At 68.3% G+C, this 24,706-nt stretch carries 18 protein-coding genes and 1 pseudogene; 9 read left to right on the forward strand and 10 right to left on the reverse strand.

What is annotated here, in order from left to right:
* Positions 1–9 precede the first annotated feature (9 nt).
* The 4 genes from KY572_RS03695 to KY572_RS03710 are packed head-to-tail and all read right to left on the reverse strand — an operon-like array spanning position 10 to position 3,352.
* Positions 10–1,308 carry a cation:proton antiporter gene (locus tag KY572_RS03695; protein ID WP_224240766.1) on the reverse strand — a complete coding sequence of 433 codons (1,299 nt, stop codon included), beginning with the start codon at positions 1,306–1,308 and terminating at the stop codon, positions 10–12.
* Positions 1,305–2,507: a sodium:proton exchanger gene (locus KY572_RS03700; RefSeq protein WP_224240767.1), complete on the reverse strand. Its 1,203-nt coding sequence runs from the start codon at positions 2,505–2,507 to the stop codon at positions 1,305–1,307. Before KY572_RS03700 ends, KY572_RS03695 begins: the two co-directional genes overlap by 4 nt.
* Positions 2,508–2,540: 33 nt before the next feature.
* Positions 2,541–2,879 (reverse strand): hypothetical protein, encoded by a 339-nt coding sequence (locus KY572_RS03705; protein ID WP_224240768.1) that lies wholly within the window; start codon positions 2,877–2,879, stop codon positions 2,541–2,543.
* A gap of 35 nt (positions 2,880–2,914) precedes the next feature.
* Positions 2,915–3,352, reverse strand: coding sequence for a general stress protein (locus KY572_RS03710; protein ID WP_224240769.1), 438 nt, complete (start codon positions 3,350–3,352; stop codon positions 2,915–2,917).
* Between the two features lie 307 nt (positions 3,353–3,659).
* On the opposite strand from KY572_RS03710, the gene KY572_RS03715 reads away from it, so the two are divergent.
* Positions 3,660–4,409 (forward strand): TVP38/TMEM64 family protein, encoded by a 750-nt coding sequence (locus tag KY572_RS03715; RefSeq protein ID WP_224241488.1) that lies wholly within the window; start codon positions 3,660–3,662, stop codon positions 4,407–4,409.
* Positions 4,410–4,437: 28 nt separating this feature from the next.
* Here the strand turns inward: KY572_RS03715 and KY572_RS03720 are convergent, their stop codons facing one another.
* The 3 genes and pseudogenes from KY572_RS03720 to mutS all read right to left on the reverse strand — a co-directional run bounded on the left by KY572_RS03720 (position 4,438) and on the right by mutS (position 9,789).
* Positions 4,438–6,213 (reverse strand): N-acetylmuramoyl-L-alanine amidase, encoded by a 1,776-nt coding sequence (locus KY572_RS03720; protein WP_224240770.1) that lies wholly within the window; start codon positions 6,211–6,213, stop codon positions 4,438–4,440.
* Between the two features lie 92 nt (positions 6,214–6,305).
* Positions 6,306–7,070: a DUF3592 domain-containing protein gene (locus KY572_RS03725; RefSeq protein ID WP_224240771.1), complete on the reverse strand. Its 765-nt coding sequence runs from the start codon at positions 7,068–7,070 to the stop codon at positions 6,306–6,308.
* Between the two features lie 29 nt (positions 7,071–7,099).
* Positions 7,100–9,789 (reverse strand): annotated as a pseudogene (mutS, locus tag KY572_RS03730) (DNA mismatch repair protein MutS).
* A 236-nt stretch (positions 9,790–10,025) separates the two neighbouring features.
* On the opposite strand from mutS, the gene nhaA reads away from it, so the two are divergent.
* The 5 genes from nhaA (at position 10,026) to KY572_RS03755 (ending at position 15,612) form a co-directional block, all read left to right on the forward strand.
* Positions 10,026–11,360, forward strand: coding sequence for a Na+/H+ antiporter NhaA (gene nhaA / locus KY572_RS03735; RefSeq protein WP_224240772.1), 1,335 nt, complete (start codon positions 10,026–10,028; stop codon positions 11,358–11,360).
* A 132-nt stretch (positions 11,361–11,492) separates the two neighbouring features.
* Positions 11,493–13,175 (forward strand): ABC1 kinase family protein, encoded by a 1,683-nt coding sequence (locus tag KY572_RS03740; protein WP_224240773.1) that lies wholly within the window; start codon positions 11,493–11,495, stop codon positions 13,173–13,175.
* A 13-nt stretch (positions 13,176–13,188) separates the two neighbouring features.
* Positions 13,189–13,866 carry a DUF4336 domain-containing protein gene (locus KY572_RS03745; protein WP_224240774.1) on the forward strand — a complete coding sequence of 226 codons (678 nt, stop codon included), beginning with the start codon at positions 13,189–13,191 and terminating at the stop codon, positions 13,864–13,866.
* A 90-nt stretch (positions 13,867–13,956) separates the two neighbouring features.
* A complete protein-coding gene (locus tag KY572_RS03750; protein ID WP_224240775.1) occupies positions 13,957–14,622 on the forward strand; it encodes a hypothetical protein in 666 nt (221 codons plus the stop codon).
* A gap of 126 nt (positions 14,623–14,748) precedes the next feature.
* Entirely contained in the window at positions 14,749–15,612 is an 864-nt protein-coding gene (locus KY572_RS03755; RefSeq protein WP_224240776.1) for a DUF1206 domain-containing protein, read from the forward strand.
* A 2-nt stretch (positions 15,613–15,614) separates the two neighbouring features.
* Here the strand turns inward: KY572_RS03755 and KY572_RS03760 are convergent, their stop codons facing one another.
* On the reverse strand, positions 15,615–16,631 hold the full coding sequence (locus tag KY572_RS03760; RefSeq protein ID WP_224240777.1) for a zinc-binding alcohol dehydrogenase family protein: 1,017 nt from the start codon (positions 16,629–16,631) through the stop codon (positions 15,615–15,617).
* Positions 16,632–16,868: 237 nt separating this feature from the next.
* Here KY572_RS03760 and KY572_RS03765 point away from each other — a divergent pair, with 237 nt between their 5' ends.
* The 3 genes from KY572_RS03765 (at position 16,869) to KY572_RS03775 (ending at position 21,626) form a co-directional block, all read left to right on the forward strand.
* Entirely contained in the window at positions 16,869–19,052 is a 2,184-nt protein-coding gene (locus KY572_RS03765) for a PAS domain-containing protein (RefSeq protein WP_224240778.1), read from the forward strand.
* Positions 19,053–19,137: 85 nt separating this feature from the next.
* A complete protein-coding gene (locus KY572_RS03770) occupies positions 19,138–20,490 on the forward strand; it encodes a TrpB-like pyridoxal phosphate-dependent enzyme (protein ID WP_224240779.1) in 1,353 nt (450 codons plus the stop codon).
* A gap of 125 nt (positions 20,491–20,615) precedes the next feature.
* Positions 20,616–21,626, forward strand: a complete 1,011-nt coding sequence (locus KY572_RS03775; protein WP_317987804.1) for a DUF6602 domain-containing protein — start codon at positions 20,616–20,618, stop codon at positions 21,624–21,626.
* A gap of 853 nt (positions 21,627–22,479) precedes the next feature.
* Here KY572_RS03775 and KY572_RS03780 read toward each other — a convergent pair.
* Both KY572_RS03780 and KY572_RS03785 read right to left on the reverse strand, forming a co-directional pair.
* Positions 22,480–23,157, reverse strand: a complete 678-nt coding sequence (locus KY572_RS03780; RefSeq protein WP_224240781.1) for a hypothetical protein — start codon at positions 23,155–23,157, stop codon at positions 22,480–22,482.
* A gap of 509 nt (positions 23,158–23,666) precedes the next feature.
* Complete coding sequence (locus KY572_RS03785) at positions 23,667–24,560, reverse strand: GGDEF domain-containing protein (RefSeq protein ID WP_224240782.1); 894 nt, start codon at positions 24,558–24,560, stop codon at positions 23,667–23,669.
* Positions 24,561–24,706: the final 146 nt, after the last annotated feature.

Raw genomic sequence — 24,706 nt, forward strand, 5'->3', positions numbered from 1 at the left:
CGACGTAGATTACGCGGTCTGCGGGCGCTCGTCGCCTCGTGCCTCGCCGCTGCGCTCCAGGGCCTTCCGGGTGAGCACGGGCCCTACCAGCTCGTGCGTGGTGATCATCGCCACGATGAGAACCTCCACCTGGGGGCCGAAGTCCGGGAAGGTCCGGGACACCAGCGCCGCGAGCCCGAAGGTAACTCCCGCCTGTGACACCAGGCCCATCCACAGGTAGCGCCGCAGCCGGGGATCCTCCTTGGGGGCGAAGCGGCGGCAGGACTGGTGGATGGCCAGGGCGCGCACCACCACGAGCAGCAGCGCCGCCGGCCCCACCGTCACCAGCGTGGACAGCTTCAGCCCCGCCCCCGCCGCCGCGAAGAAGAGCGCGAACACGGGCAGGCCCGCCAGCTGGATGGCGTGGTGGATGCGCTGGCTCTCGCGCTCGTCCAGGTTGGCGATGAGCGCCCCGGCCGACAGGGCCACCAGCAGCGGCGACAGGTGCAGCCGCGCTCCGCCCTCGGCCGCCGCGAAGCACAGCCCCACCAGGAACAGCGGCAGCTCGCGGTTCACCCGGCGCATGTAGATGAGCATCGCCACGGCCAGCAGCGCCCCCACCGCCACCGAGCCGAACAGCTCCCAGCCCACCCCGCCCACCAGCCCCCGGAAGTCGAAGCCTCCACCGAAGCTGGCGCGCGTCACGCCCGCGGCCACCGCGAAGGCCACCATGACGAACAGATCCCCGATGATCACCAGGGCCATGAGGAACTCGGTGAACGAGCCGCGCGCGGACGTCTCCTGCACGATGGCGATCGTCACCGTGGGCGAGAAGGACACCACCACCGTGGAGACCAGCGCGCTGACGGCCATCGCCTGCGGCAGCGACATGGACACCATGAAGGGCAGGAACGGCTTGAGGGCGAAGAGCGCCGCGAAGCACACCACGAACGTCACCCCGCACACCGCGGCGCACAGCAGGGCCACCTTGGCGCCCACCCGGCGGATGAGCCCCAGGTGCAGCTCCGTGCCCGCCACCAGGGCGATGAGGCTCACCGCCAGCCCCTTCACCAGCTCCAGCCCCTTCACGCCCTCGCCCGGGAGGAAGCCCAGCGCGTAGGGCCCCACCGCCACGCCCACCAGCAGGTAGCCCGTGAGGCGCGGCAGCCCGACGCCCTTGGCCACCTTGCCGGCGAACATCCCGCACAGCAGCAGCGCGCCGGCCGCCAGCATCACCGAGTTGCCCGTGTCCGCGCGCCACAGCTGCACCCGGGAGATGCCCGCCAGCAGCGCCACCAGCAGCCCCAGGCGGATGATGGCCCCGCTCATGCCGTGCCTCCCGTGGCCGCGCGGGGCGTCTCCAGCACCTGCCGGAAGGCCCGGTTCGCCAGCACCTCGTTGACCACCGCCCCCAGGGCCACCACGTCGAAGACGTGCTGCGACAGCTCGCCGGGCACCAGCATCAGGTACTGCACCACCAGGCACACCGCGAGCCCACCCTGGGCGATGAGCGCGTAGCCCAGCTTCGGCGGCAGCTTCAGCGCGCTCGCCGCGAAGCGCTGGGCCAGCGAGCCTCCCAGCACCTTGCCCAGGAAGCGCAGCGCCACGTACCCCGGCAGCAGCATCCACGCCTCCACGTCCCGCGCCTGCAGGTGGCAGCCCGCCAGGAACACCAGCATCAGATAGGTGGGCCGCTCGAAGCGCCCGAGCGCCCGCGCCACCTGCTCCACCGCGCGGCCGCCCACCAGCGCCAGCGTCGCCCCGCAGGCCACGCCCGCCAGCAGCGAGGAGACGCGCAGGTACGCCGCCGCCCCGCTCACCAGCGCCACGCCCCCCAGCATCACCGCCGTCAGCTCCGCCGGATCCTTCAGCGCGTACGTGAGGAAGGCGATCAGCCCTCCGCAGAGGATGCCCAGCAGCAGCGCCAGGCACACCAGGCCCACGCCCTCGGCGGGGCTGGCCGCCGCGCCCAGCACCAGCGCCAGCGCCAGCACGCCCAGCCCCACGCCATCATCCAGCATGGTGAGCAGCGCCACGGCCAGCCCGCGCGAGCGCTCCATCCGCCCGCTGCGGTAGCCCAGCACCGCGAAGTGCCCCGAGGACAGGCTGGCCGCCGCGCCCAGCAGGGCCGCGCCGCCCATCGCCAGCCGCAGCGACACTCCCGTCGTGAACAGCAGCGCCCCCGTCAGGGGCACCGCCACGAAGAGGAAGGCCACCCCGGCGTGCGCCAGGGCCGCGGAGAACACCGGCCGGGGCAGCAGCCGCAGCAGCCGGGGCTCCAGGTTCAGCCCCAGGATGACACCCGCGGTGCCCAGCCCCAGGGACACCACGGGCCGCAGCCCTTGCAGGTCCGCCTCCGTCAGCACCCCGGCCAGTCCGGGCCCCAGCAGGGCGCCGAAGACGAGGAAGATGAGCCCGCTGGCCGCCAGCTGTGCCACGCCGGGCAGCCTGCTGGGATCCAGCAGTGTCCGGCTCGAGGCCAGCAGCGAGAGCGCCGCGATGGCGAGGAAGACGAGCAGCGCTTGCACGACTTGCGTGCTTACACCGGTCCGGCCGCTCCGTCACTCTCGACGGAAGATCGGCGCCGCGATCACCGGCAGGGCGATCAGCCTGCCCATGGGCGGCTCATCCGCGTCCATCTCCAGCTGGACGCGCTGCACCAGGCGCTCGACTTCCTCACTGCTGGGCTGTGGCAGCAGGCTCACCAGCAGGAGCCGATCCTCGTCCGCGCCCAGCGCCAGACTGCGCAGGCCCGCGAAGACAGGCACCTCGGCCGACAGCGCGGCCGCCGCGCTCCTTGCGCGCAGCACCAGCGGCTCCGGGATTCCAAAGTCCCGGAGCCTGCGGATGGCCCGCTCGAGCTGCTCCACCTGGTCCAGCAGTGTGATGAGGAGGAACACGGCCCCCTCTTACCGGGTCCGTGTCCCCTCGTCACTTACTCCCGCTGGGGCTCCTGGCCCTCAGGGGTCGCCGGAGGCGTCGCGCTCTGCTCCTCCTGCGTCGTCGGCTCCTGCGGCGCCATGGCCGCGCGAGCCGCGCGCTTGCCCTCCTCGATGAGCTTCTTCACCTTCTGCCCACCCTTGCGGCCGATCTCCTCGTAGAAGTTCGGCCCGCGGGTGGCCTTGACGCGGTCGCCACCCTTCTTGCCGATCTCCTCGTAGAACTTCGCGCCGCGCTCGGCCTTCACCGTCTCGCCGCCCTTGCGGCCGATCTCCTCGTAGAAGGAGCGGCCCCGCTCGGCTTTGACCGTGGCACCTCCCTTGCGGCCAATCGTCTCGTAGAACTCACGGCCTCGCTCGTTGCGGACGGTCTCTCCGCCCTTCCGCCCCGCCTCAGCCACCGTCATGCTGCCCTTGTTGTCCTTGTCCGACATGTCGCCATCTCCTCTCGTTACGTCCCGACGCCTCGCACGGTGCCCCTTGCCTGAAACCTTGGGACGGAAGCGCCCCGATGCAAGCAAGCTCCGTACACCGCCAGCCGTTCCCACCCGACAAACCACATCAGAACCCCAATGATTACGAAGGGTTGTCAGGCCTGCTCAGCGTCCTAGCCGAGCTGATGCCTGTCCGGCAGGACGCTTCTGTGTTGAGAACACGCCGCCCCACGTTGCCGATTCCCCGTCGCCCGCCCACCTTCTCGCGGAACCGTGTCAGGCAATGTCGGGGAGGTGATGGGTGGCGATGTCTCCGGGGCTGAAGAAGTGGCTGCGCGTGCTGGCACCCGTGTGTTCGTCCATTGGTGGACTGGCGCTGCTGCGGCTGCTGGGGCCGGACGTGATCGACCAGAAGCAGCTGCACGAGTTCCTCGCGCCCCTGGGGAAGACGGCCCCCTTCGCGTACATCCTGGCGCTGCTGATCCGTCCGCTCACGCTGCTGCCCGGAACGCTATTCGCCGCCGTGGGCGGCATGGTGTTCGGCACGCTGATGGGGACGATCTACGCGCTCATCGGCAGCTTCCTGGCCGCCCTGCTCATCTTCGGGATTGCTCGCAAGCTGGGCGTGCGGCCGATGAAGCGCCTGGCCGGTGAGCACTACCCGGCGCTGGCCCGCGCCGCGCGCAAGCATGACTTCCAGTTCACCTTCCTGGTCACCATCAACCCGCTGCTGCCCACGGACATGATGCTGGCGGCGGCGGCGGCCTCGGGGGCGCGCTTCTGGCCGTCGGTGGCGGGGATGCTCCTGGGCACCCTGCCGGGCACCTTCCTCATGGTGCAGTTCGGCAGCGGGCTGGCCCAGGGGCGCACGCTGATGACGGTGGTGTCCGCCGTGGGCCTGGTGCTGTCCTTCGTGCTGGGGGGCTTCCTGGGCCGCCGCGTGTACAAGGAGATGAACACCGGAGGGCCGCCGGAGTTGGAGGAGTTCCCGGCCGTACCTCTCTCCCGGCGTGAGCACCGCAAGGCTGGCAAGGACGGGCTGCCCTCTCCGTCTTGAGGGGCTGAGCCGCCTCGCGCCGGCCCGCTCAGTCCACCTTGGCCACCCGCTTGCGGTCGCCGAGGAAGTCCTCGACGCCCTGGGCGATCGCCTCGGCCACGGAGGCCTGGTACTCCTCGGAGTCCAGGCGCTGCTCCTCCTCGGGGTTGGACAGGAAGGACGTCTCCACGAGGATGGCCGGCATCTTCACGCCCAGCAGCACGTAGAAGAGCGCCTCCTTGGTGCCCCGGTCCCGGACGTTGGAGTAGTCGTGGGACAGCTGGCCGACGAGGCTCTTCTGCACCTGGGTGGCCAGCCGCGTGGACTCCCCCGTGTTCGCCTTGGTGGCCAGGTCCGCGAGGATGAACTGCAGATCGCTGATGCCCTTCTCCGTGGAGGCGTTCTCGCGCGCGGCCAGCCGGATGGAGTAGCGGTCCGCGGAGAGGTTGAGCGTGTACGTCTCTACCCCGTGCAGCTTCGGGCTGGAGGCCGAGTTGCAGTGGATGGAGATGAACAGATCCCCGCGGGACTCGTTGGCGAACTGCGCCCGGTCCTCGAGCCGGACGTAGCGATCGTCGTCCCGGGTGAGGATGACCTCCAGGCCGCGCTCGCGGAGCTCCTCGGCCAGCTTCTCGGAGATGGCCAGCGTGACGTCCTTCTCGCGGACCCCGTTCTTGCCGATGGCCCCCGTGTCATGGCCGCCGTGGCCGGGATCGATGATGACCCGGCGCACCTTGAGGCCCAGCTGCTCCACGAGCGTCAGCTCCGCGCGGCGCGACACCTTCGCGGCGGCCTTCAGGCGGGCCTCGGCGACGTGCTTGTCCAGGGCCGGGATGGTGGGCAGCGGCTCCTCGGAAGACTTCGACGGCGCCGAGGCCACGGCCAGGGCCTCCGTCCGGGCAGGCGGAGCCGCGACGGGCGCAGGCTTCGGCGGCACCGGAGTCGCGGCGGGCGCGTCGGACCGGGCGGGCGTGGAGGCAACGAGCTCCGCGGCGGGCTTCGAGGGCACGGCGGCGGGAGGCTCGGTCCGCGGCTTCGCGGGAGGCGCCTCGGCCACGGTGCTGGGAGCTGCCGCCGAGGTGGCGACCACCACCTCCGGCGAGGACTTCGCGGGGGCCGCTGGAGTCCCCTCGGACTTCAGCGGCGTGATGACGACGACGCGCGGAGCCTCGGAGGACTTGGTCGCCGAGGCGTCGGTAGCGGCCGGGGTGGCCGGCGCCGCATCGCGAGCGAGCTTGGAGATGGCATTCACCACCGAGGCACCCGGACGCTCCGGCTCGGAGGACTCGGCGACAACAGGCGCGGCCTTGCGCGGCGCCGGCGCCTTGGAGGCGGGCAGCGAGGCGAGCAGCTCCTTCAGCTCCCGGGCCCGGTCGCCCCGGCCGTTGACGGCGAGGATCTCGCTGATGACCTGGCGGGCGGACTCGGGCTGATCCAGGCGCTCCAGGTGGATGCGCGCGAGGGAGAGCGCCGCGTCGTCCGCGAGCCGGTGGCGCGGGTGGGTGTCCACCAGCTTGGAGTAGTCGGTGACGGCCGCCTGCAGATCCTCCGAGAGGAAGGAGATGCGACTGAGCTCGCTCAGCAGCTCGCCGGCGGTGAAGAGGGCATCCGGGGCGCGATTGCTCTTGGGATGATCGGTGGCCACGGCCTCGAAGCGGTGGGCCACGCTGAGCCAGTGGTGGCGCAGCTTGCGCCGCGCCGCGTCGCCCTTCAGGGCGTAGTAGGCCGTGCGCGCCTGCTGGTATGCCTCCTCGGCCGGGTCGCGCTTCGCCGCGGCGGCGACGCTCGACAGCAGCAGCAGGCAGAGGGCGAGGCGCGTGCGCATGAAGCCTCCGGACACGTGGAGCAACAGCTACAGAGGTGTGTCATGGGCTCCTTGCACTCGCAAATTTTCAGCCCTCCCCTTGCCCCCGCGGCTCACCGAATCCAGCCGAGGGTGCGGGCCAGATCCTCGTCGATGACGCGCACCCAGTCCGGCTCCCGAGGCACCACGGCGGCGAGCACCTTCTGGCCATTGCGCACCGGCGCACGGCCCGGGCGGGCACGCGCGCGGACCGAGAGCTTCACGTCCTGCCGGTAATAGGAGGCGGGGAAGACGATCTCGCGGCGCGTCTCCGGCAGCGGCCCATCCGGAGTGAGCCACACGAGCGCCCCCACGCGCAGCGGCTCCAGCTCCGCGCGGATGGTGCGGCGCAGCTCGCGCAGGAAGAAGAGGATGGCCCCCAGCGCCCCCACGCCCAGGGCCCAGGGCACCAGATCCACGGCGCCGGAGTTCGCGCGGGCGTAGCGCGCCTCCCGAGGCCTGTCCGGCTGGGTGGGATCCACCAGCAGCGTCACCTGCGCGCCGTGCCCGAGCCCCTCGGCATACTCGGCGGAGGTGCGCACGCCGCTGACGGTGTGCTGCACCCCGTCCACGTTGTAGAGCACCTCCAGCAGGGCCTCCGCGTCCACGCGCTTGTCCTTGGGCGGCAGCTTGCGGTCCGCCACCAGCCCGACGACTTCCTGGGCGCGGATGAAGAAGGAGCGCTCCTTGACGAAGAAGCGCCCGGCCAGCGCGGCCCCGGCGCCCAGACCGGCCATGAAGAGCAGCCCGAGAGCGAACGTCCGCACCAGCCGCCCCACCGCGCCCGGCACCTGGGTGAAGCGGACGCGCCGCGGCGCATGGGGAATGGCGAACTGCACGGGGGCGACCTCCTGGGCTCGCCTCCCTTTTACTTCAACTCCTTCTGGAGCCGGGCCAGGAGGTTGAGGGCCTCCAGCGGCGTGGTGGTGTCCAGGGAGGTGTTGCGCAGCGCCTCCAGCACCTTCGCGTGCGCGGGAGGCACCGCGGGCGTGGCCTGCGCCGCTCCCCCCGCCGCCTCTCCGCCGCCAAAGAGCCCGAGCTGCCCGGGAGACACTCGCGCCCCCCGGCGGACGGCGACGCGAGGCCGCCCGGACTCATCCAGCTCGCCGGACTCCAGGTTCTGGAGGATGTCCCGCGCCCGGGCCACCACCTCCTGGGGGAGCCCGGCCAGCTTCGCCACCTCGATGCCGTAGGAGCGGTTGGCCCCGCCCGCCACCAGCTTGCGCAGGAAGAGCACCTTGCCGCCCTGCTCCTTCACGGCGATGCACAGGTTGCGCACCCGGGGCTTCTCGCGCGCCAGGTCCACCAGCTCGTGGTAGTGCGTGGCGAACAGCGTCCGCGCGCCCACCTTGTCGTGGATGTGCTCGGCCACCGCCCAGGCGATGGAGAGCCCGTCGAAGGTGGAGGTGCCACGGCCGATCTCGTCGAGGATGACGAGGCTGCGGCGGGTGGCGTGGTGGAGGATGTGGCTCGTCTCGGTCATCTCCACCATGAAGGTGGACTGGCCGCGCGCCAGGTTGTCCGCGGCGCCCACGCGCGTGAAGATCCGATCGCACAGGCCGACGTGCGCCGCCTTGGCCGGGACGAAGCAGCCCGCCTGCGCCATGAGCACCGTGAGGGCCACCTGCCGCATGACGGTGCTCTTGCCGGCCATGTTGGGGCCGGTGATGACGAGGATCTGCGCGTCCGACGAGTCCATCCGCACGTCATTGGGGACGAAGGACTCGCTGGCATTCAGCACGCGCTCCACCACGGGGTGCCGGCCGGAGGTGATGGACACGAGCTCCGAGTCATCCACCACGGGCCGCGTGTAGCCGTACTCCGCGGAGCACCGGGCGAAGGACAGCAGCGCGTCCCCGGTGGCCACGGCCTCGGCGGCCGAGCGGATGCGCGGGGCGGCGGCCACCACCTGGGCGCGCAGCTCCTCGAAGAGGCGCAGCTCCAGGGCGCACCGGCGCTCCTCGGCGGTGAGGACCTTCTCCTCGTACTCCTTGAGCTCGGGGGTGATGTAGCGCTCGGCGCCCACCGTGGTCTGCTTGCGGATGTAGTCCTTGGGCACCAGGTGCTTGTTGCTGTTCGTCACCTCGATGAAGTAGCCGAAGACCTTGTTGTAGCGGACCTTCAGCGAGGAGATCTTCGTGCGCTCCCGCTCGCGCGTCTCGAGCTTCAGCAGGTAGTCCTTGCCGGAGGTGGACAGCGCCACCAGCTCGTCCAGCTCGGCGTTGAAGCCCTGGCGGATGAGGCCGCCCTCCTTGATCGTCACCGGGGGCTCGTCCACCACCGCTCGGAGGAGCAGCTCGGCCAGCTCCGGCAGGGCGCTAAGCGGACCGGCCAGGGCCTTGAGCAGCGGCGCCGAGCAGCGCGCCAGCGCGGCGGCCAGCCGGGGCAGCTGCCCGAGCGACACGCCCAGGGCGCGCAGGTCCCGCCCGTTGCCCGCGCCCAGCGAGAGCCGGCCGCACAGCCGCTCCAGATCCGCCACGTCCTTGAGGAGGGTGGTCAGCTCCTCGCGCCACACGCTGCGCTGGGACAGCTCCTCCACCGCATCCAGGCGGGCGTGGATCTCCGGCAGGGCGCACAGGGGGCGGCGAGCCACCGGGCCAGCTTCCGGCCTCCCATGCTGGTGACGGTGCGATCCAGCACGCCCAGCAGGCTGCCCTTGCGAGCCCCATCCCGGAGCGTCTTGAGGACCTCCAGGTTGGAGCGCGAGGACTCGTCCATGAGCAGGTGCCCGGCGCGCTCCAGGCGGCTGAGCCGGTCCACGTGGGCGGCGTTCGTCTTCTGGGTGTCCTTCAGGTAGCGCAGGGCCGCGCCCGCCGCGCCGGTGGCCAGGGGAGCGTCAGCCAGGCCGAAGGCCTCCAGCGAGGCCACCGCGAAGTGCCCGCGCAGATAGACGGTGGCCCGAGCCGGCTCGAAGGCTGCCTTCTCCAGCTCCGTCACCGAGGGCTCGCGAGGCAGCCGCGCACTGAGGAACGCCACCTCCGGCGCTCCGCGCTGGCCCTCGGGCACGAGCAGCTCGCGGGGCTCCACGCGGGCCAGGGCCTCCACCAGCTCCTGGGCGCTGGGCACCTCGACGGTGAAGAACTCGCCCGTGGAGGCCTCGAGCAGCGCCGCGCCGAAGCCCTTCTCGCCCCAGTGCACGGCGGCCAGGAAGTTGCTGGCCCGAGGCTCGAGCACCTCCTCATCCAGCACCATGCCGGGGGTGATGATGCGCGTCACCTCGCGCTTGACGATGCCGGGCCCGTTGCCGGGCGCCTCCATCTGGTCGCAGATGGCGACCTTCATCCCCTGCTCGATGAGCCGGGCGATGTAGCGGCGCGCCGAGTGGTAGGGCACCCCGCACATGGGCACCTTCTCGCTGCCCTTGGCACGCGCGGTGAGGGTGATCTGGAGCAGCTCCGAGGCGCGCTCGGCGTCCTCGAAGAACATCTCGTAGAAGTCGCCCAGCCGGAAGAAGAGGATCGCGTCCGGATGGAGCGCCTTGGTCTCCAGGTACTGGCGCATCATCGGCGTCAGGGAGGCGATCTCACGTGCCCCAGCGGGCTCGGCGGCGCTCTCCATACCTTCCAGGTTGGCTCCCGGAGCGGCCTCGGCGGCGGCTCCCTTGGCTGTCTTCACCTGCGTCACACCCATGACTTCCCTTCTCTCACGCCCACCGTCCCGGATCAACGCGCTCGCGTCCTACCCGCTACGTCACCTGAATCACACCTCTAACACTGCCCGCCGACATCCTGCCTCCTTTTCCCGCCGAAAACGGTTCACGCCCGGCGCCCAGGAAGGCAACCTGCCGGCCACGTATGGAGCCCCGCCCGCCCCCGCCCGTCCCCGCCCTCTTCAAGGTTGCGCTCGCGCCGCTCCAGGCCTTCTTCCGACTGGAGGCCAGCAGCGGCATCCTCCTGGCCCTGTGCGCCGTGGTGGCCATGGTGTGGGCCAACTCCCCGTGGGCCTCCAGCTACACGGGGCTGTTCGACGCGCCGCTGGCGTTGGAGGTATCCGGCTTCCGAGGCGCCTTCACCTTCCGGGAGCTCATCAACGACGGGCTGATGACGCTCTTCTTCTTCCTGGTGGGCATGGAGATCAAGCGCGAGCTGTCCGCGGGAGAGCTGCGCACGCCGGCCCGCGCGGTGCTGCCGCTCATCGCCGCGCTGGGCGGCATGGTGGTGCCTGCGGGCCTCTACCTGATCTTCAACGCGGGCACGCCGGCGGCGAGTGGCTGGGCCATCCCCATGGCCACGGACATCGCCTTCTCCATCGGGTGCCTGACGCTGGTGCGCAGCCGGGTGTCCAACGGGCTGGTGGTGTTCCTCACGGCGCTGGCCATCTTCGACGACATCGGCGGCATCATCGTCATCGCCCTGTTCTACGGCACGGGGCTGCACGTGGAGTGGCTGCTGGTGGCGGGCGGCATGGTGGTGGCGATGGCGGTGTGCAACCGCTTCTACGTGCGCAACGGCATGATCTACGTCGTACTGGGGGCGGCGCTCTGGTACGCGATGCACCACGGCGGCATCCACGCCACGCTGGCGGGTGTGGTGCTGGGTATGTTCATCCCGGCCCGGTCCGTGCGCCGGGGCCGTGAGGTGCTCACCGAGCTGTCGGCCTACATCCACCGGCTCGTGGAGGAGCCCGAGGACGAGGCGGTACGCGGCGCGCAGATCCTCCACATCGAGGAGCAGCTCGAGGACATCGAGCCGCCGCTCAACCGCTTCGTGCACCTGTGGCACGGCTGGGTGGCGTACGGCATCGTCCCGGCGTTCGCGCTGGCCAACTCGGGCATCTCGCTGGAGGGCATGTCGCTGGCGGACCTCACGAAGCCCCTGCCGCTGGGCATCATCGTGGGGCTCTTCGTGGGCAAGCAGGTAGGCATCTTCCTGTTCACCTGGGTGGCGGTGAAGCTGAAGGTGTCTCCCATGCCCGGGCAGGCGCGGACCGCCCAGCTCCACGGCGTGGCGGTGGTGGGCGGCATCGGCTTCACGGTGGCGCTCTTCGTGGCGACGCTGGCCTTCCCGGGACAGGCGGAGCTGCTGGCCGAGGCCAAGCTGGGAATCCTCCTGGGCTCGCTGCTGTCGGCGGTGGTGGGCTACCTGCTGTTGCGCTTCGGTCCGGCGCCGAAGGCGGTCCCGGCGGTCTGAACCATCGGGGGTTTTGAGCTCCAAAGGTCCCGACGTTTCCGAACAGTGAGCCGCCCGATGCGCTCCCGGTCGGGCTCGGCTGGAAGCTGACCGATTGCGGGAGTGCCGGGCCCGTGGGAAGGTGCGCGGCGCGTGATCCTCCAGGACCTCAACCGCGTCCGTCAGATCGCCGTCATCGCGGCCCGGCACGGCTTTGCCGATCTCACCGAGCGGGCCGGGCTGTGGCGGATGCTGGGCCGCAAGGAGAAGGTGGAGGTCTCTCCGGAGATGCAGCGGGCCTCGACGGCTCGACGCTTCCGGATGCTGCTCAACGATCTGGGCCCCTCCTTCGTGAAGCTGGGGCAGATCCTGTCCACCCGTGGCGACCTGCTGCCGGCCGAGTTCGTCGACGAGCTGGCGATGCTCCAGGACCAGGTGGAGCCCATCCCGCTGGAGCAGGTGCACGCGCAGATCCGCGAGTCGCTGGGCAAGGACGTGCAGGATCTGTTCGCCACCATCGATCCGACGCCCCTGGCGGCGGCGTCGATCGCGCAGGTGCACCGGGCGGTGACGAAGGCGGGAGACGAGGTGGTGGTGAAGGTGCAGCGGCCGGGGATCTCCGAGCGGATCGACTCGGATCTGACGGTGCTGCGCTCGCTGGCGCGGCTGCTGGAGGCGGTGATCGAGGAGACGGGCGTGTACACGCCCTCGGGGATCGTCGACGAGTTCGACAAGGCCATCCACGAGGAGCTGGACTTCGTGAACGAGGCCTCGAACATCCGGGCGTTCCTGGCCAACCACGTGGATCGGCCGTACCTCAAGATTCCGCGGGTGTACGACGAGCTGTCGAGCCGCAAGGTGCTGACGCTGGAGTTCATCCGCGGGGTGAAGATCAGCCAGGCGAAGCTGACCGAGGACGAGCGCAAGCAGCTGGCGAAGAACATCGTGGAGGGGAGCTTCCGGCAACTCTTCGACGACGGCCTGTTCCACGGCGATCCGCACCCGGGGAACATCCTGGTGCTGGAGGACAAGCGGCTGGCGCTGCTGGACTTCGGGGTGGTGGGTCGGCTGACGAAGCCGATGCAGGAGACGCTGGTGATGCTGTGCCTGGCGGTGGCGCTGAAGGACAGCGACTCGGTGGCGCGCATCCTCTACCGGGTGGGAGTGCCGGACGCGCGAGCGAACCTGGCGGGGTTCCGCAACGACATCGAGGGCATCCTGGGCCAGCACCTGCCGACGACGCTGGGCGAGGTGGACGCGCGGACGCTGCTGCGGGACTTGCTGGATCTGGCGGTGAAGTACCGCATCCGGATTCCGAAGGAGTACGCGCTGCTGAGCCGGGCGTCGGTGTCCACGGAGGGCATGCTGCGCAGCCTGTACCCGGAGATGAACATCCTGGAGATGGTGCTGCCGTACGCCAAGGAGCTGCTGGCGGGCCGCTACGATCCGAGCCAGCTCCAGGGCGGGCTGATGCGCACGCTGCTGCGCTTCCAGTCACTGGCGACGGATCTGCCCACGCAGCTGTCGCAGATCCTGCTGGATCTGGAGTCCGGGAAGTTCACGGTGACGGTGCGAGCCGATCAGTTCGACAAGCTGAACGAGAACCTGCGCACGGTGGCGATCATCGCATTCCTGGGGCTGTGCGCGTGCGGGTTCATCGTGGGAGCGTTCCTGTCGTTCGCGCAGAAGCCATGGATGTACCGCGAGGTGCCGGTGCTGGGCATCCTGGGGATCGCGCTGGCGGCGGCGTTCGCGGGCGGGGTGTTCACCTGGTACCTGTTCGGCAGCCGGTTCCGGAAGGTGAGCGTGAGCCGCTGGCTCAAGAAGCGCCGGTAGAGGGAGGGATGACATGCTGCGAAAGCTGGACGAGAACCTGTGGGTGGCGGAGCAGCCGCTGAAGTTCCTGGGGCTGGAGGTGGGGGCCCGTATGACGATCGTCCGGCTCGCGGATGGCGCGCTCTGGGTGCACTCGCCGCTGCGCCTCACTCCGGAGCGGCGCCAGGCCGTGGAGGCGCTCGGACCGGTTCGCTTCCTCGTGGCCCCCAACACGTTCCACCACCTGTTCATCGGCGAGTGGATGGCGGCCTGGCCCGAGGCCCGCGCGTACGCCTCCCCCAGCCTGATCGAGAAGCGCAAGGATCTGAGCTTCCATGGCGTGCTCTCCGAGAAGGCTCCCTCGGAGTGGGCGGGACAGGTGGAGGTGCTGCCCTGGAGCGGGGCTCCCTCGCTCGGCGAGATCGTCTTCTTCCACCACGCCAGCCGCACGCTCGTGCTCACCGACAGCCTCCACAACCTGGCCTCCGACGCCCCGGCCTTCACCCGCTTCTCCTTCAGGCTCTTGGGTGGCCGCACGGGCCGGCCCAGCACCTGGCTGATCGATCGCCTGATCAACCGCGATCGCAAGGCGGCCCGCCGCACCGTGGACACCATCCTCCAGTGGGACATCCAGCGCGTCATCGTCGCCCACGGCAACGTCGTGGAGCACGACGCCGCCCGGGCCTTCCGGGAGGCCTACGCCTGGCTGTAGGCCCTTCGCGTCCGAGGGCGTCACATCCACGAGCAACGCCGCTCCATCGGGGACGACGGATTCCATGAGTCCCTGCTGGAGGGAGCAGCCATGTCGAAGGCGCTGAAGTCGTTGCTGATCATGATGGTCTCGCTCGCGGTGCCGACCCTGGTGCTGGGGGTGATCAGCCTGGTGAGCGGTGGAGCGCTCGCCGCGGATGTGGCGGTGGTCATCAGCGTCGTATTTGGCCTGGGCTACGGCCTCGAGGCTGGCCTGCTGCGCAGCTACGATCTGTCCCGGGGCGTGGGCTGGCTGGAGCTCCTCGTGGACCTCACCTGGAGCCTGCCCAACACCGTGTTCGGCTTCCTCATCGGCAACGCCACCTACATCTGGTTCGGCACCCTCTCGCGCGCCCGCTCCGAGGACAAGGGCTGGATCGTCTACATGCCGCGCCCGGGCAGCTCGTTCGGTCGGGACGTCCTCCAGACGCTCGGCACGGTGAACATCGGCGGCGAGGGCCAGCACGAGAAGATGCACCTGCTCCAGGCCCGCATCTTCGGCCCGCTCTACCTGCCCTTCGTCGGCGCCTCCTACGTCATCACCTTCATCCTGCAGGTGCTGTGGACGATCACCCTCGGCGGGCTCCTGAAGCTCCTCGGCGTTCGGCAGAAGGCGTACTTCCAGCCCCCCGCCCACTCCGCCGTCGGCGGCTTCTTCGGCTGGATCTACTACGCCACGCCGATCGAGCTCTGGGCCTACGCCTCGGGCAACCCCTGAGCCGCGCCTGCTCCCCTGCCCCCGCGTGCCCGCCTGGTTCACAGCCAGCCGGGCGCGCGCTGGCGCGAGGGCTCACCGTGAGCACCGTTAGCGCTGCGACACCATCCACGGGGGGAGGAGCGGAAGATGTCGACGCTGAACGTGACGCGCGGGCCTGACTTGAGGCGGATGTCCGAAGACGTCCGAGCCTCGGCTCATGGAGGCTGGGTCGAGCGCTGTGCTCGACTCGGTTTCACGGCCCAGGGGGTCGTCTACACCCTCATCGGGACCCTGGCGCTGCAGCTCGCCCTTGGCGAGAGTGGAGGCCGCACCACCGACGCCCGTGGCGCGCTCGAGCGCATCGCGGAGCAGCCCTTCGGCGTGTTCCTGCTCGCGCTGCTCACCGTGGGCCTGGTCTCCTTCGTCGCGTGGCGCTGGGTGCAGGCGATCCTGGATCCCGAGCATGAGGGCACGGACGGCAAGGCCCTCGTGAAGCGCGCGGGCTGGTTCATCAGCGGCGCCATCTACGCCGGCCTCGCGGTCAGCGCCGTGCACCGCATCCTTGGCCGCGAGGACTCCGGCGGGCACAGCGCGCGGAGCTGGACGGCGAAGCTCCTCAGCCAGCCGCTGGGCCAGGTGCTCGTGGCCATCGTCGGGGGGATCGTCATCGGCTACGCCGTGAAGGAGCTCCACAGCGCGTACACCAAGCGCTTCAGCCGCAAGCTCGACCTCCAGCGCCTCACCACGCGGCACTCGGACACCGTCATCCAGCTCTGTCGCTTCGGGCTGGCGGCCCGCGGCGGCGTCTTCCTCCTCATGGGCGGCTTCCTCCTGAGCGCCGCGCTCCACTCCGACGCCCGCGAGGCCAAGGGGCTGGGCGAGGCGCTGGCCACCCTGGCCCGCCAGCCCCACGGCGCCGTGCTGCTGGGCATCGCCGCCGCCGGGCTACTCGCCTACGCCCTCTACCTCTTCATCGTGGCGCGCTACCTCCGCATCGGCCGCGCCACCTGACGTCAGCGCCAGCCCTCGAGCACGAGCTTGCCCACCATCTTCCCGGACTCCAGCTTCGCGTGCGCCGCGCGGAGCTGCGCCGCCGAGATGGGCGTCAGCTTCTCCGTCAGCGTCGTCTTCACGCGCCCGGCGTCGATCCACTGGGCCACCTGCGTGAGGATCCGGTGCTGCTCGTCCATGTCCGGCGTCTGGAACATGGGCCGGGTGAACATCAGCTCCCACGCGAAGCTCACGCTCTTGCGCATCAGCGCCCCCAGCTTCAGCGGCTCGTCCGTCTCGACGATGGACACGATGCGCCCGAAGGGCTTGATGACCTCCACCATCGTGTTCCAGTAGGCCGCCGTGTTCACCGTGTTGAAAATGTAGTCCACCTCCGCGCTCCCCAGCTCCTTGAGCTGCTTCGGGATGTCCTCGCGGTGGTTGATGACGTGGTCCGCCCCCATGTCGCGGCACCATTGCTGGGACTCGGGGCGCGAGGACGTGGCGATCACGCGCAGCCCCGCCAGCTTCGCCAGCTGGATCGCGATGGAGCCCACCCCACCCGCTCCGTTGATGACCAGCAGCGTGCGCCCCGCCTGCTTCCCGCCCACGTCGATGGAGAGCCTGTCGAACAGGGCCTCGTGCGCGGTGAGCGCCGTGAGCGGCAGCGCGGCCGCCTGCGCGAAGTCCAGCGAGCGCGGCTTGAGCGCGACGATCCGCTCGTCCACCAGGTGCAGCTCGCTGTCACAGCCCGGGCGGGTGAGGCTGCCCGCGTAGAAGACGGCGTCCCCTACCTTGAAGTGCTGGACCTCCGGCCCCACCGCCTCCACCACGCCCGCCGCGTCCCAGCCGAGCACTCGCGGCGAGGCCTCCGTCTTGTCCTTGGGCGAGCGCACCTTGGTGTCCGCCGGGTTCACCGACACCGCGTGGACCCGCACCAGCAGATCCTTCCCCTGGGGCTTGGGATCCGGCAGCTCCACGTCCAGCAGGGACTCCGGATCGGAGATGGGCAGGTAGCGCTTCAGGGCAACGGCCTTCATGACTCTCGCTCCTTCGGGAAAGACGGGCGCCAATACGCGCGAGGCCGCGGAACCTAGGACTCCCGATGAATCGCCACAACGCCCATCTGGGCCGGGGTGTGTTCGCCATCAGGTGAGCGGCCCCCCGTCAATATGCCGTTGGTACACCATTTGACACACCGCGTTGCCAACTTGGGTTCCCCCGTTTTCCCCAGTTGTCATAATGGGGCGGCAGAAGCACACCCGTCGGGAGTCTTCATGCTTCAGCCGTGGGTTCATGAGCCGAGGCTCGATGAAGAAGGGCGCGTCAGGGCGCTCCACCGCCACCTCCTCAATGAGGAGCCGGATCCCGAGTACGACGCCATCGTCCAGCTCGCCTCGGCGATCTGCGAGACACCCATCTCGCTGCTGACCCTGGTGGACAGGGATCGCCTGCGCTTCAAGGCCAAGGTGGGGCTGCCGAGGATCCTCCAGGACGAGCGCACCGACTCGTTCTGCAGCCACGTCATCGAGCAGGAGGAGCTCTTCCTCATCGAGGATGCGCTGGCCGATCCGCGCTTCCGGGACAACACGCGCGTGCGTGGCGAGCCCCACATCCGCTTCTACGCGGGCACGCCGCTGCGGACCGAGGAGGGGTACCGGATCGGCGTGCTGTGCGTCATCGATCATGTCCCCCGCCGGCTGAGCCCCCTGCAGCTGCGCACGCTGGAGCACCTGGGGCGGCAGATCGAGACCCACTTCCGTCTGCGCCTCCAGCTGCTCCAGGCCCAGGAGCGCAACGTGGAGCTGGAGCAGGCCCGCTCGCGGCTGCACGCGATCAACGAGAGCCTCCAGGCCGAGATCGTCGAGCGCCACCGCGTCGAGCGCGAGCTGCGCTCCCAGGGCGCGGTGCTGAGCACGGTGCTGGCCCACATGCCCCACTCGGTGTTCTGGAAGGACCGCGAGGGCACCTTCCTGGGCTGCAACAATGCGTTCGCGCAGCAGGTCGGCCGTGCCTCGCCCGCGGGCATCATCGGGCGCAAGGACCAGGACCTGGGCTTTCCGCCCGAGCAGGTGGAGGCCTACCGCCGGGATGATCGGGCGGTGATGGACAGTGGCCGCCCGATCCTCGACATCGAGGAGCCCTTCCGCGTCGGGGGCGGACCGGAGCGCTGGCTGCTGACGAGCAAGGTGCCGCTGAAGGATCTGGATGGGAAGGTGTGGTCCGTGCTGGGCATCTTCGCGGACATCACCGAGCGTCGAGAGCAGGAGGCCACGCTCCAGCAGGCCCTGAGCAAGGCCGAGCTCTACGCCGCGCGCATGGAGTCCGTGGTGTACGAGGCCCGGGCGCGCACCCGGCGGCTCATGGAGGCCTCGCTGGATGCCGTCTTCGTGCTCGACAGCGAGGGCCGCGTGCTCGAGGCCAACCCGGTGGCCCGGCGGCTGCTGGGGATGGAGGCCGAGCAGCTGCTGGGCCGCCCCTTCGACTCGTTGGCACCCGAGTCGGATCGGGCGTCGCTGAGGCGAGCGCTGGGGGAGCTGCGTCCCCAGGGGTCGGTGCGCCTGGACGATCAGTCCCTGCTCACCGCCACGGGTGGTCGCCTGGCGGTGCAGCTGCTCGGCTCGGTGCAGGATGAGGGCGAGGCGCTGCGGCTGCTCATCGTCGTGCACGATCTCACCGAGCGACGGCGCCTGGAGCAGCAGGGCATCCAGAACGATCGGCTGGCGGCCATGGGCGTGCTGGCGGCGGGCATCGCCCACGAGATCAACAACCCCACGGCCTATGTGCTCTCCAACCTCGACTACCTGCGGCAGTGGCGGGAGGAGCTGGAGCAGCACCTGGCGTCGCTGCCGGAGCTTCCGGCCTCGCTGAAGGAGGGGCTGGCCGAGACGCGCCAGCTCCTGGCCGACTGCATCGACGGGTGCGCGCGCATCCAGGACATCGTCCGCGGCATGCGGCACCTGTCGCACCAGGGCCACGCGGAGGAGCAGACGCTGGTGGACGTCCACACCACGCTGGACTCGGTGCTGAACATCTCCCAGGGAGAGCTGAAGCACACGGCGCGGCTGGAGAAGGACTACGCGCCGGATCTGCCGCTGATCCTCGGCAGCGAGGGGCGGCTCGGGCAGGTGTTCCTCAACCTGATCGTCAACGCCATCCAGGCGATGCGGCCGGGCAATGCCCGCGACAACCGGCTGCGCGTGCGCACGCGAGCGGACGAGCACCACATTCGCATCGACATCTCCGACACGGGCCACGGCATCCCCAAGGAGGCCCTGCCCCACATCTTCGATCCCTTCTTCACCACCAAGCCCGCCGGGGTTGGCACCGGCCTGGGCCTGTCCATCAGCTACGCCATCATCCAGAAGATGGGCGGAGAGATGAGGGTGGAGACCCAGGTGGGCCAGGGCACCACCTTCTCCCTGTTGCTGCCCATCCACCACGAGGCCAGCCCGGTCTGAGTCCGTGAGAGGGAGTCACAGCGAGGATCGCGAAGGCTGAACCGCTGTAGAATCCTGGGTTTCCGCCCCACCAGGAGGTCCGGCCATGCCGCTGAAGTACCTGCTGCCCGAGGAGCAGATCCCCCGCCACTGGTACAACATCATCCCGGATCTCCCCTCGCCTCCCGCTCCCGTGCTGCACCCGGGCACGCTCCAGCCCGTGAAACCGGATGACCTGGCGCCGCTGTTCCCGATGCCCCTCATCGAGCAGGAGATGAGCGGCCAGCGGGAGATCCCCATCCCGGAGGAGGTCCGCGCCGCGCTGGCTCGCTGGAGGCCCTCGCCGCTGTTCCGCGCCCAGGCGCTGGAGCAGAAGCTCGGGACGCGCTCGCACATCTATTACAAGTACGAGGGCGTCTCTCCCGCTGGCAGCCACAAGCCCAACACGGCGGTGGCCCAGGCCTTCTACAACGCGAAGGCGGGGGTGCGGCGGCTGGCCACCGAGACGGGGGCGGGCCAGTGGGGCAGCTCGCTGGCCTTCGCGGGCCAGCTCTTCGGGCTCGCCGTCACCGTGTACATGGTGAAGGTGAGCTACGAGCAGAAGCCTTATCGCCGCTCGCTCATGCGCACCTGGGGCGCCGAGGTCTTCGCCTCGCCCACGGACAAGACGAACGCTGGGCGCGGCATCCTGGGGCAGGCTCCGGAGAGCCCGGGCTCGCTGGGCATCGCCATCTCCGAGGCCGTGGAGGACGCCGCCACCCACGATGACACGAAGTACGCGCTGGGCTCGGTGCTCAACCACGTGTGCCTGCACCAGACGGTGGTCGGCCAGGAAGCCCAGGAGCAGATGAAGCTGGCCGGCGAGTACCCGGACGTCGTCATCGGCTGCCACGGGGGAGGCAGCAACTTCGCAGGCATCGCCTTCCCCTTCGCGCGGGACAAGATGCACGGCAAGCAGGTGCGGCTGGTGGCCGCGGAGCCCACGAGCTGCCCCACCCTCACCAAGGGCGTGTACACCTACGACTTCGGCGATACCGGGAAGATGACCCCGCTGATGAAGATGCACACGCTGGGGCACGACTTCATGCCACCGGGCATCCACGCGGGAGGCCTGCGCTACCACGGCGCCAGTCCGCTGGTGTCCCAGCTCGTAGACGCCGGACTGGCGGAGGCTGTCGCCTACCCGCAGCGGGCCTGCTTCGAGGCCGCCGTCCTCTTCGCGCGAGCCGAGGGCATCCTGCCGGCGCCGGAGAGCTCACACGCCATCAAGGCAGCCATCGAGGAGGCGCGGCGAGCCGACGCGGAGGGCCAGCAACGCGTCATCCTCTTCAACCTCTCCGGCCACGGGCATTTCGATCTGGGAGCCTACGATCAGTACCTCGCCGGCCAGCTCGAGGACTTCGAGTACCCACGCGAGGCCGTTGAGGCCTCAATGGCGAAGCTGCCCAAGGTGGGCTGAGCCCCCCTCGTCTCATAACCGATCGGGGCCGACTCAAAGTCACGTCGGGACAGTCTTGCGGAGGCCCCACCGTCGGCATGACAAGTAGGTTGCAGCCAAGCCTGAAGGCTGAACTACTGCGGTACATGGCAGGCGAAAATTCGGATGGACTCGACAACCAAGCCGCTCCTGAGCAAGAAGAACACTCTGAGGCTCAAGAGCCATCTCCTCAGATACTCGATACGCAAGACCTTCTGCAAAGGATCGCAGATTCATTGCGAAGTGAGTTCACGGCATTTCAAGCCATTCCTCATCGTGGAGAAGCAGGCCGCGCATTAGAAGACGCTTTGCGGCACACACTTGAAAGGCACCTCCCTGGGCGGGTTGGGTTACGGAGCGGCTTCGCTCTTGGAGTAGACCGGAGCGTGAGCCGACAGGCTGATCTTCTGTTGGTGGATGCTCTCGCGTGCCCGGCGCTTCTACAGGCCAAGTCGATGGGCATCTATCCCATTGACGGGGTGATTGGCGCCATTGAGGTCACGAGCAAAATCACCAAACGGAAGTGGCTCACGGACTGTGCCAAGCTCATGGAGTTCAGGCAATTGTTACCGTCCTCCTTTCTGCAGTCGAGCGCCCTTCCACCGGCAGGAATGATGTTCGCAGCAGACGCAGATTCCTCGCTACGGACTGTTGGCGACTGGGTTGCCACACGCTTCACCGAAGTTCGTGAGGACGAACGGCAGTATCTGCCGAATTGTGTCGTCGTTCTTGAGAAAGGGCTAGTGTGCTACCTTGAGATTGAGAATGGCGTCGTGAAGCTATCGTTCAATCCTATCAATGCCGGAATGGTGGCTGTTATCGAATCGCCACAACTCCATCTCGGTGTTTTCCTGCATCTCCTCCTGCATGAACTCCGTCGCGTATTGGCTTCGCGCATGAGGGGATATCTCCTGCACCTCCTCAAAGAAGCTCATCATCTGCCGCACCAAAAAGGTGGTCTCATTGGACTGGAGAGCGAGACTATCCAAACTACGTTTGCAATCACCCAACAGTTAGCTGACGCCGCGGCATTTTTTCCCGACTACGCCACATACTTGGGTGACGATCTGTCGGGTAAGCTTGCGGATTCGCTGCACCGCATCCCCGTCGGACCGTGAGCGGCGGAAGCACGCCAGGAAGGCAGCGAGCATCGAGGAGCGCCAACTCTGGCCGAGTAAGCACCCACGCGGGACAACGGCGGCTCGCGCCCACTGAAGAACGCCAGGAGCGAAGCCCGCAGCCTTCCGGGCTTCACCGTCGCGGCAGCAGACTGGTGGCCACCTTCACGAGACGTTGGATCCACGAGCGGTTGAGACGCCCCACTAGGCGCAACAGGCGCCGCGTGTCCGGCGTGTCCTCCAGTCCGGGGGCACCGGGCTTGCCTCGTGGGCGTGCTGCGGTGGTGGTAGCGTATCCGTCCGGCGGACGCCGCGGCGGAGTGCTTGAAGACGGAGGGGCACCGTGCTCGGTGCTACTCTCGTGGAGACGAGCCCCAAGAAGCGCGGCGAAACGATCGCGGCGACCGCGATCGAAACTTACATGGAGCGCGGGCTCAGTTGATCGGAAAACCAGGAAAGTGCCCGCGCTCGCGAGTTCTGGGGGCCTACAGCCCCCAAGCCCCCCTGTGGCGTCGACAAGCCCCTGTTTTGCGAAGGAGTGAAGACAAAACAGGGGCTTGTCGACGCGATCGTTCAGAACGCTCCTGCCAAGCATGGGTCACCCAGGGATTCGGGCGCCCGCAGTCCGAAGATCGCCAACCGACCGATGGGGCTGGATTCTGATCGAAACCAGAGGGGGCGATCCTGCGGTTGCTCGCAGTCGCCGCGATCGGAATCCCACGTTCCTCAACGATCGTTTCCAATGTCCCGAGCCGCTCAGCTCGGCAATGCCCCGCAGCACGTCGTCTGCCGGACGGATACCCCCAAACGGCGGAACAGGCTTCCAGGCGCGCGACTAACTACGCTTGGTCCATCACGCGTTTCTTGGAGCGGGCGTTCCCTGTCCTTGGAGGTAGATGCCAAGGGGTGAGTATCGGTAGCTAATCCCGATGTGCACGCCACAATAGCCGGGGGTTTGAAACGACAGGAGACCTGGGCGAAGCCGGCCATTCCGCACCCAGCGCCTGTGCTCATGGCTCATCAGAAATACGAATTCCATACCGCAGAAGTGCAGGCGGAGCCCGGCAGGATCCCCACCGCGCGGATCATCAATGGGCGTCGCCGACATGCTCGGGGCTCCGTCGGGAAACATCCAGAACCCGCCAAGGTTGAGCCACAGCCCGGCGCCACTTGGCATGGCCTCATTCAGCTTGAGGAGTGCCTCAAGCCACGGTTTCGGAGCGCACCACTGAGCACCTTTCACCTCTGCTTCCATCGCCGTGACGCCACACAGTGTTTTAAGAAACCATCGCTCAAGATCCTCACCATTGAACAATCCAGTGGCCGTACGCGCATCGTTTGCTGGCTCTCCCGTCTTCAGGAGCAATTCATAAAACCGGTCACCAATTCCGTCGTATGGCGATAGTGCTGCGTTATGAGCTGTGCACAGGACCTTCGCCTTGAGCTGAGATGGCGGAATTCTCAGCGACTTTCCAGGGGGGAGCCACGCCATCTTACTGACTTGAAGTTGACCACCGCCATAGTTGGTCATCCTCCGGAGGATAGCGTGACTCAAATAGTGCTCACCGGAAAGCTGAGGGGAGCATCCTCCTATCGGTGCCGCATAGCACCTCAAGGTTGTAGACTCAGCAGGACCGAGGCGCGGCGCCGGAATTGCTGCCGGAACCCCGCGAATACGGCCACGCTCATCAAGGCAACATTCCCGCCCCGGCTTGCTTGAACCGCACGGGCAGGCGGCATAAGGATCTGCAATCTCGACTTGGGCGGCGCTAATCATGGGATGCACCTAGCAGTTGCGTCTCATTCTAGCCTAGGGCGAGACCCAGGAGGAACCCGGGCCGCCTGCTCCCGAGTGCACCGAGCTGGAGCATCAGAACGGCCGACGCGGGGACCAATGGGCGTAGGTGCTTCACAGGGCTCTGCGTCGGGGGTCTGGTCGACTCCGAGAGGAGGGGCAGTCCATCTCCTTTGGATGATGGCACCTGCTCCTTGGTGTCGCCCTTGCAAATTGCAAACCCGGGTGAGGCACTTCCAACTGGTTTAGAGCCGTTCCACGTTCCCGCCCTGTACGGACAGTGCGCTGCACCTACTTCCATCATCGAGTTTGGAGGCCTTCTTGGCCTGTTTTTGCAGGTGGTCAGCCCGCTGCAACTCAGCCTCGGCCTGTGCCTGAGGGGAGTTCACCGAAAGCAGCCCACAGGCCGATGATAGTTTCCGGGGCTCGCCATTCACGCTGACCACCTCCGTGTCGAGCGCTTTCAGGGCTCCGCGCAGGCGCTGCCGAGCCGTCTCAAGCGGGGTTTCGGGCATGATGACCACCACCTCGTCACCGCCCTTGCGGTAGGCGTCGCCCAATCCTGCGACTGCCTTATCCACTGCATTGAAGAAGGCTTTGATGGCGATGTCGCCTGTTGCGTGATCGCCATCCTCGTTGAAGGCCTTGAGACCGTTCATGTCGAGATAAGCGAGCGAAACAGGAGCCTCGGGCCGACTGTTGAGGATGGCCACTGCTAGATCGCGTTCGACGTAACGGCCGTCAAAGAGAATGTTGAACGGTTCGCGGATTCGCGTTGCCTTCAACTGGTCTTGCAACTCGGCGAGGCGCACACGACCCGGATGACCTATCTCCAAGGACACCTCTTGACCTTTCAGGAGCGCCTCGATGAGGCTCACCGTTTCAATGCGGTCCTGGTGCTCCATGCTATCGGCAAGTTCGGCCATCTGCCAGGTAACCGAGTCTGAGTAGGAATGCGTGCGGACATCCGGTCCATTGAGCATCCCGTGACGAATGAGCCACAGGACCATCTGGCGGTCCTTAGCGCTCTCGAAAGTGTCGCTACCAGCGGGATATCTCACCTTCACCCAGCGCATCTGCTCGAACTGGGCGAGGAACTGCATTTCCCGAAATCGAGCGTCGTTCTTGTAGTTAGCCAAGCGAGTAGTCCCTTCTTTCCTGGCATCGCAGGCTGTAGTCCGCCCGTGGAAGCCAGAGCATCAGCCTAAAGGGTTTGAGGGGCATTTCGGAGGAGAATCTCCGCTAGGTCAATCGGCCAGCCATCCCTCGCTTCGGACGCAGGCCC

Origin of the sequence: Hyalangium gracile (assembly GCF_020103725.1) — a bacterium.
Lineage (GTDB): Bacteria > Myxococcota > Myxococcia > Myxococcales > Myxococcaceae > Hyalangium > Hyalangium gracile.